General features: G+C 77.2%; 10 protein-coding genes and 1 pseudogene. 2 read left to right on the top strand and 9 right to left on the bottom strand.

The genetic code is table 11. The annotated features are described in order from the left end of the window. Positions 1-8: 8 nt before the first annotated feature. Together KV557_RS07760 and KV557_RS44820 are read left to right on the top strand one after the other, a co-directional pair. Positions 9-506 (top strand): hypothetical protein, encoded by a 498-nt coding sequence (locus tag KV557_RS07760; protein WP_218199008.1) that lies wholly within the window; start codon positions 9-11, stop codon positions 504-506. A 21-nt stretch (positions 507-527) separates the two neighbouring features. Next, positions 528-644 (top strand): annotated as a pseudogene (locus tag KV557_RS44820) (RICIN domain-containing protein); the annotation flags it as partial. Between the two features lie 104 nt (positions 645-748). On the opposite strand, the gene KV557_RS07750 reads toward KV557_RS44820, so the two are convergent. From KV557_RS07750 to KV557_RS07710, 9 genes are all read right to left on the bottom strand, one after another. After that, the gene (locus KV557_RS07750; RefSeq protein ID WP_218199007.1) at positions 749-2,059 is read right to left on the bottom strand and encodes a hypothetical protein; all 1,311 of its coding nucleotides are present in this window, start codon (positions 2,057-2,059) and stop codon (positions 749-751) included. 10 nt (positions 2,060-2,069) lie between these two features. After that, positions 2,070-2,834 carry a hypothetical protein gene (locus KV557_RS07745; RefSeq protein WP_218199006.1) on the bottom strand — a complete coding sequence of 255 codons (765 nt, stop codon included), beginning with the start codon at positions 2,832-2,834 and terminating at the stop codon, positions 2,070-2,072. Then, positions 2,827-4,761, bottom strand: coding sequence for a hypothetical protein (locus KV557_RS07740; protein WP_218199005.1), 1,935 nt, complete (start codon positions 4,759-4,761; stop codon positions 2,827-2,829). The genes KV557_RS07745 and KV557_RS07740 overlap by 8 nt, the downstream gene beginning before the upstream one ends. Then, positions 4,742-5,065, bottom strand: a complete 324-nt coding sequence (locus tag KV557_RS07735; RefSeq protein ID WP_218199004.1) for a hypothetical protein — start codon at positions 5,063-5,065, stop codon at positions 4,742-4,744. Before KV557_RS07735 ends, KV557_RS07740 begins: the two co-directional genes overlap by 20 nt. Before the next feature lie 157 nt (positions 5,066-5,222). After that, a complete protein-coding gene (locus KV557_RS07730) occupies positions 5,223-6,962 on the bottom strand; it encodes a lantibiotic dehydratase C-terminal domain-containing protein (RefSeq protein WP_218199003.1) in 1,740 nt (579 codons plus the stop codon). A 95-nt stretch (positions 6,963-7,057) separates the two neighbouring features. After that, positions 7,058-9,019: a TOMM precursor leader peptide-binding protein gene (locus KV557_RS07725; RefSeq protein WP_218199002.1), complete on the bottom strand. Its 1,962-nt coding sequence runs from the start codon at positions 9,017-9,019 to the stop codon at positions 7,058-7,060. Next, positions 9,016-10,683: a hypothetical protein gene (locus KV557_RS07720; RefSeq protein ID WP_218199001.1), complete on the bottom strand. Its 1,668-nt coding sequence runs from the start codon at positions 10,681-10,683 to the stop codon at positions 9,016-9,018. Before KV557_RS07720 ends, KV557_RS07725 begins: the two co-directional genes overlap by 4 nt. After that, entirely contained in the window at positions 10,680-11,831 is a 1,152-nt protein-coding gene (locus KV557_RS07715) for a hypothetical protein (RefSeq protein ID WP_218199000.1), read from the bottom strand. Before KV557_RS07715 ends, KV557_RS07720 begins: the two co-directional genes overlap by 4 nt. Then, positions 11,828-14,506, bottom strand: a complete 2,679-nt coding sequence (locus KV557_RS07710; RefSeq protein WP_218198999.1) for a lantibiotic dehydratase — start codon at positions 14,504-14,506, stop codon at positions 11,828-11,830. The genes KV557_RS07715 and KV557_RS07710 overlap by 4 nt, the downstream gene beginning before the upstream one ends. Positions 14,507-14,546 lie beyond the last annotated feature (40 nt).

Below are 14,546 nucleotides of genomic sequence, written 5' to 3'. Positions count from 1 at the left end.
CCGCCGCCGTGGCCGCTGCCACAGCGGTTCCGGCCCAGGCCGCCGAAGCCACCCGTCCCCACCACCAGAGCCTGCACGCCTGGGCTCTCCTCAACGAGCACGGCCCGGGCCCCAACCCCGGCGAGCGGCTCACCGCGCGGGTCGACGCCCGCACCACGAGCGGCCACGAGGCGCGCGGGCACGCCACCGTCCAGCACGTGTTCCCGGGGAACCACATCGTGCGGGTCGAGATCGACATCGACTGCCTCACCACCGACGGCGACGCCGTCACCGTCACCGGTCCCGTTGAGTCGATCCACTTCACCGTGCCGGAAGGCGAGACTCCTCCGCCCCCGGCGCCGAGCACCTGGCACCCCGAGACCGGGCTCACCTTCTACCCCGCCGACGAGAGCGGCGAGCAACGGGTCGGCTGGGCGGGCGCCAACGCCCGGGACTACAGCGCCCCGGCCCAGGCCACCAAGTGCGGGCCCACCGCCCCCAGCGACTGGGTCATCCAGGGCGGCTGAGCGAAATGCGTCGAACTCCGCGTCACCTCCAGCGGCAAGTGCCTCGAAGTCGCCGACTGGCGCACCGACAACGGCGCCCCTGTCCGCCAGTGGACCTGCACCGGCGGCGACAACCAGCGCTGGACCCTCACCGGCTGACCCCGGCACCCCACCGCCGCCCCCGGCCCCAATGAACGGGTCGGGGGCCCAACAGCCCCACCAACAAGTCGACAGGCACCCACCCACCGGGCAGAACCCACACTTCAGCGGAACGGCAGGCAGCTGCTCGGGAGGGAGAGCTCGACGTAGCGGCTGCGTCCGCCGAGGAGGGTCAGCAGGATCACCTCGTCGGGCCGGAGCCGGGCTGCGTCGGCGAGTTCGGGCGCGCGGATGCTCCGGACGGGCCGGAGGAAGTAGCCGTGGGCGCCGGCTGCCAGGGCGAGCCGTTGGTAGCAGGCGCCGGCCGCCAGCAGTGCACCGCGGACGGCGGCGGGTCCGGCGGCCCGGTCCCGACGGCCGACCAGCAGAAAGGCGGTGTCGCAGGCCGCCGCGTCCACCCGGTGCGCGGGATAGGTGAAAGCTGCGGCGACGGCAGCCGGGGAGACCGGCACCAGTCGCAGCGGCGCGTCCTGGCCATCCGTCAATTCGATGTCCGCCGCAACCGCCCGCAGCAGGCCAGGGAGCGCCTCCGCTCCCCGAGGGTCGGGCCTGCGGCTGGGCGCCAGCCCGAGCGGCCCCCGCCCGGCACTCCGGCGGCACAGCACGTCCAGCACCCCGAGCCCGCCGAGCAGGTCGCCGAACGGGCGGGTGAAGCGCTCGGGGTCGAGCGGCCAATCCGCCGCTGCCGCCGGCTGCGGCGAGGTACCCGGAATGCCGGGCGCATGCCACGCGGAGACCTGGAACGGACGGGCGGAGCCAACCGGCCCGCCCGCGGCCGTCGCTTGCTGGTCCGAGGCCCGGGACGCACGAGCCGAACCGTCGGAGTCGGGCAGCCCATCCGCTGCCGCCGGCCGGTCAGGGACCGGGGCCGGGCCGGCGGAGCCGACCCATCCCGGCAGCAGCAGACCGGTGAGCCACGCCGCGGTGGCGTGGTGCATGCCCGCCTCCAGGAGGCCGACGACCTCGCGCACGGGCGCGTAGCCCTCCGGGACCCGGTCGAGGTCCGCTTCGAGGCGAAGGCCGACCGGCGCGAAGGAGTCCCTCGCGGGTACCAGGGCGTGGCGTGCCGGGTCGTACTCGGCGGTGTGTCCGTCGGCTCCGATGACGGACAGGCGTGCGACGCGGACGCCTCGGATGGAGGCGGTGGCGGCGTGCGGTCCGACGAGGTCGTGGGGTTCGAGTCGGCGCACGCCGAGGGTGCCGTCGACGATCGCGGTCAGGGCGGTGAGCGTCGACAGATGCCGTGCCGCCGCAACCACCCGGGCCTCGGTCTCGGCCAGCGGATCCGTTCCGGGGTACGGCAGTTCGAGGGCGGCGCCGGGCAGCGAAGCCGGCCGGGTGTAGGCGGGTCGGCCCTGGGGGCGGCCGCTCGCGACGAGGTCCCACAGTTCTTGGCCGGTGGCGGTAGCGGGCATCGGGAAGCTCCTAACGGCTGGACGTGCCCGCGGCACCGGTGAGGGTGAGGGTCCGGGGGTCGATGGACACCGGGATCTCGGGCCAGTGCCATCCGCCGGGCCCGGACGCGAGGGCGAGCGCGGCGTGCAGCACGGCGGCCGCGGCAACGGCCCGGACGGGCGGGGCGATGGTGGGCGGCAGTTCGGCGGCCGGACGCTCCGCCCCCACGAGCTCGACCAGCAGGCCGCCCTTCGCCTCGATCATCCGCAGCGCGCTGCCGACGCCACCCGTCCGCACCGACAGCGTCAGTCCAGGACCCGGACGGGCAGGGAGCACCCCGGGCAACCCCCACTCCCGCGCAGCGGCCTGCACCGCGCCGGTCTCCACCCGGCCGCCGACCGCCTCCCACGCCGTCCCCGCGATGCGTTCGATCGCGGCGGCCGGGTCGGCGGCCCAGGCGAGGGCATACCGGTGCCAGGGCAGGTCCGAGGCGGCGAGGCCGGGGGGTACGAGGACGGCCGCCCCGGTGTCGAGGAGGGCGTCGACGAGAGAGCGCGGCAGCCTTGCGGGATCGATGCCGGTTTCGAGGTGGCCGGCGAGTCGCGGCCACGTCCGGCCGAGGGCGGGCGCGTCGAGGGTGTGTTCGCCGCGGAGGGTACGGACGAAGAGGCCGTCCGGCGTCGGCACCGCCACCGTGGCGGGCCTCAGCACCACGAGGCGTTCGGCCGAGAGACGTTCGTCCAAGCGGCCTTCGTCCAAGCGGCGTTCGGCCGAGGCCGTCTTTCCGTCAGCCATGTCCTTCTCCGTTCTGGTGCCCCACCACCAGGCCGATCAGCGCCGCCCGGTCGATCAGTCCCCCACCGAGCCGCTGGGCGGCCGCGACCGGCACGAGGCCGTGCACCAGGCAGGAGTGCAGCCCGAGTTCGCCGCCGGCGAGGGCGGTGAGGGCCAGCAGGGCCGCCGCGTCGCGGAGGACGTCGGGGTCGGTGCGCCGGGTGAGGTCCGTGTGGGCGAGCAGGAGGGCGGCCCGCCCGGGCAGGCCGGGCTGCATGAGGACGTCGGCGGCCGTGCCGGGCGGGAGCAGCGTCAGCCGGATGCCGCTGCCGTCGATCCCGGCCGTGCGGGCGCGGGCCCGGGCGCGCCGGAGGGCGAGGGAAAGGTGGCCGCGGTCGGCGGGCCGCCAGGTGAGGTCGCGGCGGCTGCGGCGGGCCCGCAGTCCGGCTTCGGCGAGGGTGTTCCGACGACCTCCCGGCGTGATCTCGATACCGCCGAACGCCCTTATTCCGGTGGGTAGTTCTGGCATGAACAGCCGATCGGCGAGCCGGGCCCGGAGGCCGACCGCCGAGGCGGCCGTGACGATCTGCGCGAGCAGCGCCCCGGCCTCGGCGGCGGCGATCCGCTGCCCGGCGGTGCCGTACTTGCCCACCAGCCGGGCGACATCGACCGCCACCCCGAAGCCGCCTTCGCCCAACTCGCCCGGAAGCACTGCCGCTTGGAGCGCCGATGGATCGTCCGACGCCAACCGCGGCTGGACGAGCAAGGCGCCGTCGCGCCCTGGTGCGATCAGCGCGCCCGCGCCGAGGTTGCCCGCCGACGGGGCCCAGCGGTCGATCGCCGGGTCGGCGGAGCGGCGGCCGGCGACCTTGACGAGGAACTCCGTCCAGCGCGGGTCCGCCGGAGGCGCCAACCGGTCGGCGGTCAGCGGCTCACCGGGGACGGCCGCGTGCTGGAGGCCGACGGCGGCCTCGGTGTAGTGGACCTCCTCCCCGGCCTGTGCGCGCCAGCGGCGCGGCGGCGCGGCGGCGAGAAGCACCGCGGGGAGGGCCGCGGCGGCCTCGCGGGCCCGGTCCGGACGGGCCGGACGGCCCGCGCAGCGCGCGCAGTCGGGGTCCGGGCCGAGGCCGCGGGCGCGGGTGGTGCCGGTGCCGGGGGTGTGCTCGACCACCAGGCCGGGGCGGGCTCCGCGGCCGATCCCGGCGACAGTGTGGACGACCTCGGCGACCGCCAGGGCGGCGAGCAGCCCGAGATCGCCCGTGACCGGGCCGATGGCGGGCGGACGGTGGGCGACGCAGGACGGGCACGGCGTCTCGCCGGGCTCGGTCCACGGACCGATCGAGACCGTCCCGCCCCTGGCGGAGACCGGGAGTTGGGGCCTGGTCTCGGCCGGGTCCGGACGGCGGTCGACGACCAGCAGCAGCTCGCGGCCGCCCGTCGCGTCGGGCCAGCTCGCCGCGAGTTCCCGGACCAGTGCCCGGGCCAGCGCGGAATCCCCCACGACGACCGGCCGGACCTGCCGCCAGGCCTCCACCGCACCCGCACCGGAGGAGTGGTGACGCGTGGTCGACGCCCAGCGCCCGCAGAACCGGAGCGCCGCGTCCAGGACGGCGGGGTCGCCGAAGGCACGGGCGGCCGGTGTGGCGTCGGCCGGTGTGGCGCCGTCCGCCTCCCAGGGGTCATCCGCCTCCCAGAGGCCGAGGGCATGCAGCAGCTCGGCTTCACGGTCGTCGGCCGCCCGGCCGCGCAGGACCTCGCCGAGCCGGACGCCCGCCGCGCCGCCGAGCCGCCAGGTCCGGGGCCCGCCGGTGACCAGCAGCCCGTCGGGGCCGTGCCCGACGCCGAGGCCGGCGGACGGCCGGCCGGGAACGGGGCGCGCCGGCAGCCGGCCCCCGCGAACCGCCGCCAGCAGCGCGGGGATGCGCTGATCAGCCGAGATCCGGGGCACCGTGGCCTCCTCGCAGCCGCTGCCCGTCGAGGTCGAGGGCGTACCAGCCGCCCGGCCGGCCGCCGTCGAGCTGCCGCAGCAGCCCGGCGGCCACGGCCGCGTGATGCGGCAGGGCGCCGGTGGGGACGGGCCGGTCGTCGCCGGCGAGCGCGGCGTCACCGACCACCAGCCAGCCGGATCGTTCCACCACCGCGAATCGCGCCTGCACGCGGTCCTCAGCAGCGACGAACCGACGCCCGTCGACGCGGGCCGCGAGCAGCCGGCGCAGATCGGGATTGGGCACGGCGACAACGAACCGGTTCACCGTCCCACCCCTGCCTGCACGCAATCCCCGGCGCCGACCGACCCGCGCCCGTCCACGCGGGCCGCGAGCAGCCGGCGCAGATCGGGGTTGGGGACGGCAACGACGGCCGGCACCCCCACACACCGATCGCCGCCGGGAACGCCGACCACGCCCCGGCTCACCGCCCCACCCCCACCGGAACGACGTACACCGGCTGGGCGACCAGCCCGTCCCACCCCGCGGCAACCGCGAGCTCGTCGTCGTAGAACCCGCCGATCGGAAGCGTCTTGAGGCCCAGGGCCGTCGCGCCGAGCAGCAGGTTCTGCGCGAGGTGCCCCGCCTCCAGCAGCGCGAAGCGGATCCCGCGCTGCCCGTACCTGGGCGTGATCGCGCCGGGCGCGATGCCGAGCAGCAGCAGGACCGGCGCCTCCTCGGCGGCGACCGGCCGCAACCCGCCCTCGCGCGGCTCGGTGTACGGGGACGCGCTAAGCAGGGCGGCGGTGTCCACCGCCGTGCGGGGGGCGAGGGCGTGCGGCCCGGGCAGGTAGCGATAGCTGCCGGGGGCGATCCCGGCCACCCGCTGCACGATGACGTCGAGCAGCACCGGCCGGACGGCGCCCGCCGAGGGGTGCGCGTGCAGATCCAGCCGCATCGGCCGCCCGTCCTCCTCGACGTCGACCGTGGCCGTCACACCCGCCGCCAGGCCGAGCAGCGTGCCCAGGTCGGCGGCCGCCAGCTCACCCTCGAACCGCCCGTAGGCGCTGCGGCGCAGCCCGAGGGCGCCCGCCAGGTCGGGGGTGGTGAGCCGGGTCGGGTCGGCGGGCGGCAGTCGGACCTGCCCGCCGGGGAGCAGGTCGCGGCCGGCGGCCGGGTCGGGGCGGGCCGCCGCCTTGCGCGGGGCCTGGCGGTCCATCGAGCCGCGCCGGAACTTGCTCGCCTGGAGGAAGTCGGTGGCGGCGGTGCGCCCGGTGGCGTGCATGGCCTCCGGGCCGCCCGCGCCGGCTAGCGCGAGACTCGCCAGCCAGGCGAGGAAGGACTCGTCGGCGACCGGCACTCCGAGCCGGTTGGCCAGCATGTGCCACTGGCTGGTCAGTGCGGGCCACACGCCGTGGTGCAGGTCGTCGCCGAGCGACGCCAACTCCCGTGCGTACGTCCCGACAGCGGCGGCCCACCGCCCGGGCAACCCGGTCCCGGCCCCGGTTCCGCCCTGCCCGCGCAGGCGCGCCACGGCCGTCCGGAACTGCTCGGGCCGCAGGTCGTGTTCCCGCTCGGCCCGGGTCCGGGCGGCCGCCACGTCCACCCGGGGCGCGCCGGGCAGCGCGGCCCAGGAGAGCGCGTACCGGCGCAGCACGGCCGCGACGGTGAGCTCGTCGTGTCCCGCGTCCAGCAGCCCGGCGACGTGCCCGGCGAGCAACCCGAGCGCGACGCCGGTCCGCGGGGCGCCGGCGAGCACACCGGGGAGCGCGGCAGCGGCCAACTCGCTGGAACGCTGGAACAGTTCCTCGCCCAGCGGCAGCGCCCGCGGCCCGCCGTAGCGTTCCACCTCCGGCTCGTACGCGGGCCGCAGGACGGTGCCGGACGTCTGCCAGCCCAGGGTGGCGGCGCCGTCCGGGTCCGCGGTGTGGGCGTAGAAGGCCCCCGCGTCGAGCGGCGCGGCACCCGGAAGGGTGCCGGTGGCCGCCGCGAGACGGTCGGCGACGGCGTCGGCGACGCCGGGTTCGGCGTCCCGCAGCCGCAGCCGGACGTGCGGCCCGCCCTCCCAGTACCGCAGGGCGAACCAGCCGGTGGCGAGGCCGTCGTCCACCGCCTGCCGGCCCTCCGCCGCGGCGGCGAGGTACAGGTGGTCGGCGGCGGTGCGGTCGCCGTGGGCGAAGACGTGGAGCGACTGCCACGCGACGGTGGCCGTGACACTGGGCATGGGCTTCCTCAGGAAACAGGCCTGCAAGAAACAGGCCTACGAGAAACGGGCCGACGAAAAACGGGCCTGAAAGAACGGGCCTGCAGGAAACGGACCTACGGGAACGGGTGCGGCAGCGGCGCACCGCGGTGCCCGGTGCGGGCCCGGGCGCGGTCGAGCCGGGGCAGGCCGGTGGTGCGGTGGTGGACGTGCCCGAAGGTCACCGGCACCGCGCCGGGTGCGACGAGCTTGACGGTGCTCAGGCCGAGCGCGGCGTCCCGGCGGCTCGTCAGGTCGACGATCACCGGCGGCATCCCGGCCGCGGCCATCTCGTCCAGCACCCGGGTGAGCAGACCGGTCAGGTCGTCACTGCGCCGGGTCTGCTCCCACGCCTCCTGACGGTTACTCAGATCGGTAGCGGGAAGGCCGGATTCCAGCAGGTAGTCGAAGCGGTGCAGCGCTTCGGGGAGGGTGTACAGGGCGACGTGGTCCTCCATGTCCTTGACCAGCGTGGGATCGTCCAGCATCCGCAGCCGCTGCTCCCGCTCGACCGTGGGCCGCCGCCCCTGCAGCAGGATCATCACCACGACCTCCAACAGGGCGGCCCGGGCCGCCCGTTGGGGATCGAAATGGGCGCCGGCGGCGGAGAAGCTGGCGGCGTCCGGGCGGTCGGGGGCGATCGCCAGCGCCTGGACCACCGGCACACCGGTGTCCAGGGTCGCGTCGAAGAGGTGGACGGTGTACCCCTCGGCCTGGGCGCGCTGCCGGAAGAGCAGCGCGGTCGGGTCGGTGAGCGCCTCGGGGACGATCGGCGGCGCGGCCTCGCGGGCGTACCAGCGCAGCAGGAAGGCGTCCCGTTCGAGCACCTCCAGGGCCGCATGCAAGGTGGCCTCCTCACGGTTGGAGCCCACCGCGCAGCCGTTGGAGCACTCGTAGACGAACATCGCCTGGTCCGGCCGCGAGGGCACCCCGTAGTGCGCCACGTGCTCCGGGACCAGGACGTGCCGCTGCTCCGCGTGCGCCCAGGCGGGCACCCAGGTGGTGACGGTGCCGGGGCGGTACGGGTCGAGGATCGTGGCGGGGTGGGCCTCGTACTCCGCGGCGGGCAGGCCGAGCAGGGCCGGGTCGAGGGCCAGGTCGCCGAGGTCGCGGTAGCTCGCGGTCACCTTCCGGTGCCGGCGCTGCGGGCGGCAGCCGCTCTCGCGCTCGACGGCCTCCAGGAGGCCGACCGTGCGGGCGCCGGCGTGGTCGTCGCCGCGCCCGTAGCCCCAGAGCCGCCGGTGCACGCCGGGCAGGGCCACCTCGACGCCGACCAGCGCGCCGGGGGCGAAGGCGTCCCGGTAGGCGCGGCGCATCGGGCCGAAGCGGTGGTCGACCAGCAGGCGTTCCAGGCGCTCGCCGTCGGGCGCGGCCTGGCAGCGCAGGGAGCCGGGGCCGCTCATGGTCCGCGGCACGAAGGGGCCTGGCTGCGGGTCCTCGGCGCCCCGGTCGCAACCGCGGCAGCCGACCACGGGGGTGAGGCGGTGCCAGGTCAGCGTGCCGGTGACCAGGTCGAGGCAGAGCACCGGACGGCCGGTGGCCTCGTCGCAGGCCTCGGTCCGCCGCCACAGCTCCGCCAGGAGGGCGGGCACCGCGGGCAGCCAGTGCGCGCCGGGCAGGGCGCGGCCGAGGTCGTCGGCGACCTCCAGCCCGGCCTCGGTGACGGTGGGGTTGAGGCCGGTGTCGTCGAGCACGGCCCGGTGCCGGCTGTCCGCGCAGAGCAGGCAGGCCCGGCCGTCCGGGGGCAGGATCGGCCCGAGCTGGAGGACGTCGCCGATCAGGCGGGCCGCCAGGGTGGTCCGGCCCTCGTCCCGGGCGGCGTTGTCGAGCAGGCTCGCCTCCGCGGCCGGGGCGTCGTCGAGGCCGACCACGGCGATCTGCCCGACCACGGCGATCTGCCCGGCGCCGGCGCCCTGCCCTGCGACGGCGCCCCGCCCGACGACGGCGCTCTGCCCGGCGGCCCACTCGCGGAGCACGTCCAGAAGCCGCTCGGGCGACGAAACGGCCGCCGCCGCAGGCTCGGTTGCCAGAAGACTCACGATGCACCTACCCATCCCACGTGAACGGCGGCTTCCTGCCACCGCGGCCCGACCAACAGCTGGCGGACGGTCGTGCCCGGGAGCGCCGTGCCGAGGCGGTCCAGGGCCTGCCGGTACGCCCCGGCCTCGCCGGTCTCCAGGCGGGCCACCAGTTCCGCGTCCCCGGCCAGCGCCGCGAGCGCGGTGGCGCGCGGGTCGACGACCTCCGCGGAGAGGTCGGCCTCGGCGTCCCCGTCCCCGACCAGCAGCTGGGTCCGGGCGGTGGCCAGGCGGAGCGCCTCCGCCACGGCCGTGTCGGCGTCGGCGGCGGCCGCCCGGTGCCGGATCGGCTCGGCCTCCCCCGGCAGCCACAGCTCGGCCTCGGCGACCGGCAGCAGGCCGCCCCGGTGGAGCCGGACCTCGCCGAGGCGCGGCTGGGCGGCCTCGGCGGACCAGCGGGCCAGGACCGCCATGCCCTCCGCCCAGCGGATCCGGGCCGCGTCCGGCAGCCGCTCGACGCGCTGCCACTGCTCCGGCGCCTCGGCGACGGCGGGCGCGAGGGTCACCGCCGACCGGGCGGCGAGGTCGGCGACCAGGCCGAGGTCGCCGAGCCCGGCCACCGGGTACGCGCCGGGCGGGGCGATCGCGGCCGCGGCCTGCCGGGCCGCGCCCAGGGCCGCCGCCACCCAGGCGGCGTCGTGGGTGTCCCCGAGGCCCACCACCGTCCGCTCCCCGGCCGGGAACGGGCCCGCGGAGGGGAGGGTGCAGGAGGTCAGGGCGGTCGGCATCTGCAACAGCCGCCCGGGGTGCGGCTCGCGCCACGGCCCGAGCTCCGGGTCCCAGTCCACCGAGAGGCCGTCGATGACCGGGCCGAAGTCGTCCGGCGCGGTCCGCGGGTCGGCGCCGAGCGAACGCGGGGTCCGGGAGACGAGGTCGGCGGGCGCCGGCAACGCGCGCAACTGCACGCCGTCACGGGTGACGCAGTGCCACAGATGCGGCTGCACCTGCCCGGCGAGGGCCCGCAGCACGCGGTGGACAGCGACGGCGGCCGCCAGAACAGGCAGGACCTGCGTCGCATCCGACGCATCGGCACCACCGTGCCGACGCGCCCAGCGGGCAAGCCCCTCGGGCCCGTCGACGACCGCGACGCCGTCCCCGTGCGCCAGCACCGCCGCCTCGCCGACCGGCCGGTTCGCGGCATCGCGGGCCGTCAGGCGCAGCAGCAGGCCCGGTTCGGCGGCGAACGTGGCGACCCGGGCCGGCACGGCCTGCCCGGCGAGGGCGACCTGGGCGGCATCCGTCCACTCCGGCTCGCCGCTCACCTGCCAGTGCAGCTCGGCGGGATCGTGCCAGCCGTCGTCCGCGGCGAGGGCGGCGGTCTGGGCCGCCGTCGGGGTGGCCTCCCGGCGGACCAGCAGGCGGTGCTCGTCGAGCAGCCCGGTGAGCACGGAGCGCGCCCGGCGGGCGCCGTCCGCCACCGGCTCGGGGCCGGTGACGAGATCGAGCCCGGCGGCCCGCCAGAGGGCGGGCAGGCCGGGGGCGGTGCGCAGCCGTACGGTGCTGCCGGCGCGGTGCAGGATCAGTCCGTCGTCGACGGCCCTGACCTGGGCGCCGGGCCGGAGCCGCGGGGCGTCCGCTGGGATGGACGAGGTGGACGAGGTGGACGAGGTGGACGATGTGGTCATGAGCGGGCCTCCGCCCCGGTGGCGAGGAGTTCGCGCCAGTCGACGCCGAGCAGCCGCTCGACCGAGTCGCACAGCGCGAACGCCGCGAAGTAGCGCTCCACCGGGGACACGTCGAGCAGCGGGACGGTGCGCAGGAACTGGTTGACGACGAAGCGGTAGGCGGCGAACTCGGTGACGTGGACGCGCTCCGGCAGGTGGTCGAGCCGGCGCAGGGACCGGTGGAACTCGCTGTAGCCGCGGTCGTCGCCGAACTCCCAACGGGCCTGCTCGGCGGGCCAGTGCCGGGCGGCCCGGGCGGCGTACCCGGGGCCGAGGTCCTCGCCGAGTTCGCCGCGCTCGGCGGCGGCGGTCGCGTGCCCCAGGGCCCGGCCGAAGGCGGCGGACCAGGCGGCGGTCACCGGGTCGGCGCCGGTGTACGGGCCGCGCCGGGCGCCGTCCGGGTGGTCGTCGTCGATGCCGTCGAGGACGGCCGCCACGATCCGGTCGACGGGCTCCGCGACCCGGGCGTGCTGCTCGGCGAAGCGGGCCCGCAGCAGTCCGTCGGGGTCGTGGAGGTGGAGGTACTCCTCCAGGTGGGAGCGGTAGGTGAGGTGTCCGGAGCGGACCCCGCCGACCGGCCAGGTCGCGGCCAGCGCGACCATCGGCGCGATCGCCCTGATGCCGCCGGGCAGGTCGCCGAGGCCGCGGGAGACCGCGAGGGCGGGCAGGAACTCGGCCATCACCTGCTGCTTGAGCCGGAAGCCGGCGGTGCCGATGAGCCCGGTGATCTGCTCGGCGGGCAGCTCCTCGGCCGCCACGGTGTTGTCGGGGCGCAGCGGACCGTACGGTCCGGGCACCAGCTCGGCCCGGCCGAGGGCCTCCGAGCGGGCCAGGTAGCCGGCCTCGTCCAGCGGCTGCGGCGAGCGGTGCCGGTCGAGCACGGCCCGGGCGCGGGCGGCCACGGCGTCGAGCCGGTCCCCGGCACCCCAGATCCGGATGTGCGGGCCGTGCAGCCAGTGCCGTTCGAGGCCGAGCCCGGCGCCCTCCGCGAGCGGCCCGGTGCCTTCCGCCAGCAGCTCGGCGGCCAGGTCGGTGGTGAGCGCCAGTTTGCTCTCGGCGTGGTGGGAGAGCACCAGGACCGGCACTCCTGCGGGTCGGTCGTTGGTCATGATTCCTCACGGGGGACGGGTCCGGCGGCCACGACGGTCTCCAGGACGTACTCGGTGCAGCGGTCGCCGGCCAGGAGGTCGGTGGGCCGGTCCTCGGTGTCGGGCAGGGCCTCGGTGACCCGGATCCGGGCCGCGCCCGCCGTCCAGGCGGGGAGCGAGCGCAGGTCGAGCATCGAGCGCAGGTCCACCGGCACGGGCTTGGTACGCATCGCGACGAACTGCTGCCAGGCGCCCTCGGCCTGCGGCTCGGCCCGGACGAAGACCCGGGCGGGGATGTCGTGGCGGCGCCGGAAGGCCTCCATGGCGAGCAGCGCGGTGGTGTCGTCGTCGCCGGGGCGCCGGACGGGGAACGCCTCGACCGGCATGGTCCAGGCCCGGCGGGTCACCACGACCCGGCCCGCGGTCACCCGCGGGTGGTGGACGATCTCCGCCGGGTCGCTCTCCCGCTCGACGTCCGCGCCGAGGTCCATCCGGACCAGCGGGCCGCGCCCGAGCATGTAGAGGGCGGCGTCCCGGGCGGGCAGCAGGAAGGGCACCAGGAAGCCGAAGTAGGCGGGGTGGACGGGCCGTCCGTCCGCGTCCTCGGCGCTCAGGGTGCCGGCGCCGACGCGCACGCGCAGGCTCAGCGGATCGAGCACGGCCTCGCCCGGGACGTCCGGGTGGGGCCGGTCGGTGGTGCCGAACGAGCGCTCCAGCAGCGGCGGGTGGACGTTCGCGTTGAAGCCGTGCACCGGCCGCAGTTCGACCGCCTCCGGGCCGAGCAGCTCGGCGAGCCGGGCCCGGATCGCGGTCACCACCTCGCCGTCCCAGCCGCTGAGGAAGCGGGAGGTCATCTGGGCGTAGCCGTCGTGGACGGCGTTGAGGACGGCCCCGTCGATCCGGGGCGTGCCGTCGGGCCGCGTGTGCTGTCCGGTGGGCTGGACGAAGTAGGCCAACGCCTGCCGGTCGCGGCGAAGTTCGGGCGGTACGGCCTCGGCCCAGCGGCGCAGCCGGGCCGGGGTCCAGACCACCTCGCGCCGGCCGGCCCGGCCCGCGGCGGCGAGTTCGGCGGCGGCCTTGGCGCGCAGCTCGACGAGCGTCGCGACGGCCGGGTAGTCGGCGCAGACCTCGGCCACCAGGCGGTCCCGGTCGAGGGTCTGGCCGGCCAGGAACTCGGGCAGCCGGCGGGCGAGTTCGGCGAACGGGATGGTCCCGCCGACGCCCACCTCGGCGGCCAGCGAGCGGTGCAGGATCGCGTGCCCGATGTGGGTGTTGTCGAAGATGTCGGCGACGGCGGTGAGGTCGGCCAGATCGGCCTGGACGTCGGCCCAGGCCGCACTGGGGAAGGCCACCGGCCGGGCGGCGGACACGTCCTCGTACGCGGGCCGGGCGGGCGTGGCCCCGGCGGCGCTCCACGCGTCGGTGAGCGCCTCGACGGCGGCGGCACGGTCGCCGGAGCCGTGCCGCGGGTGCAGCGCGTCGGTGGCGGCGGCGATGGCGTCCAGGTCGTCGGCCAGCGCGGCGGCGCCCGGGAGGTCCAGGGCGCGCAGCCGGGCCGCGGCGGCGCGGACGGGGTCGGTGTCGTCGGGGTCGACCGGGTCCCAGGTGCGCAGCGCACCAGCCGTCACCAGGCTGTCGACGAGCGCGGCGGCCCGCGGGGCCCGCTCGGGGTCGCCGCCGGCGAGCAGCCCGGCCAGCTCCGCGCGCGGGCGCGGCCCGGCGGCGAGCACGTCGAGGACGGCCCGGACGGCGGCGGAGGCGCGCAGGGTGACGGTGCGGCTGCGGCCGTCGACGATCCGGGACTGGCCGCCCGCGTCGTCGACGGGCTGCTGGAGCCGGAGCGTCTCGCCGTCGTCGGCGGTGACGTGCGCGGCGGTGAGCGGCTCGGCCGCGCCCAGCGCGGCGAGGCGGGCGCGGACCAGCCGGTGCAGCGCGGCGAGGTCGGTGGTCAGGCGGATGCCCAGGCCGGTGCCGGGGTCCAGGTCGAACGGTCCGTCGGAGACCCGGATGTCGCCGGACCGCCGGTCGTCCCAGGCCAGGCCGACAGCGGTGTAGTGGGAGAACGGACTGGTGCGGTGCAGGGCGCGCGCGGCGGTGCGCAGCAGCCGGGGTTCGCGCTTGCGCAGTTGCTTGTCGGGCCGGCCGGCGGCGGAGGCGTAGCGGCGGGCGGTGGCCGCCAGCGAGGCGCTGGACATGGTGGCCGCGAGCTGGAGCGCCGGATCGGCCAGGGTCTCCGACAACCAGGCGCGCTCGCCCGCGAGTTGCTCGGCGAGCAGGCCGGAGAGCCGGGCCAGGGCGTCGTGTTCGTCGGCGAGGGCGGCGCGCCAGCGCTCGGCGGCCTCGCGGACGGCTTCGGGCAGCGCGTCCGAGGGCGCCTGCGGCACGGCGGGAGCGACCGCGACGGCGTCCAGGTCGCGCTGCACGCGCCGGGCCAACGCCACTGCCGCCCGGCGCAGTTCGGGCTGCTGTTCGCGGCTGCCCAGGGGGTACAGCGCGGCCAGCAGTGCGCGGGCGTCCCGGTGGCGGCCGGTCCGGAGCCGGTGGATGGTCTCCAGTTCGGGGTGGTGGAGTCGGGGGCGGGGTGGCGCGGTCACGAGATTGGCACGCACCAGGACCCAGGGCGCCGCCCCGGTCCGAGCTGCCCCGGCCGTGGGCACGTCGGGCCCCGCCGGCTGGGTGGTCGCTGCACGCGGCATGCGGGGTCTCCTTGATGTGAGCGGTCTGCCGACGATGTGA

Source organism: Kitasatospora aureofaciens, from assembly GCF_019192735.1.
GTDB lineage: Bacteria > Actinomycetota > Actinomycetes > Streptomycetales > Streptomycetaceae > Kitasatospora > Kitasatospora aureofaciens_A.
The sequence above is the reverse complement of the archived record's forward strand: the minus strand, read 5'-3'. Positions and strand labels throughout refer to the sequence as shown.

Coding starts and splice junctions, on each gene's coding strand:
- KV557_RS07750 (WP_218199007.1), bottom strand. CDS start 2,059: ATGCCCGCTACCGCCACCGGCCAAGAACTGTGGGACCTCGTCGCGAGC.
- KV557_RS07745 (WP_218199006.1), bottom strand. CDS start 2,834: ATGGCTGACGGAAAGACGGCCTCGGCCGAACGCCGCTTGGACGAAGGC.
- KV557_RS07730 (WP_218199003.1), bottom strand. CDS start 6,962: ATGCCCAGTGTCACGGCCACCGTCGCGTGGCAGTCGCTCCACGTCTTC.
- KV557_RS07720 (WP_218199001.1), bottom strand. CDS start 10,683: ATGACCACATCGTCCACCTCGTCCACCTCGTCCACCTCGTCCATCCCA.
- KV557_RS07715 (WP_218199000.1), bottom strand. CDS start 11,831: ATGACCAACGACCGACCCGCAGGAGTGCCGGTCCTGGTGCTCTCCCAC.
- KV557_RS07710 (WP_218198999.1), bottom strand. CDS start 14,506: ATGCCGCGTGCAGCGACCACCCAGCCGGCGGGGCCCGACGTGCCCACG.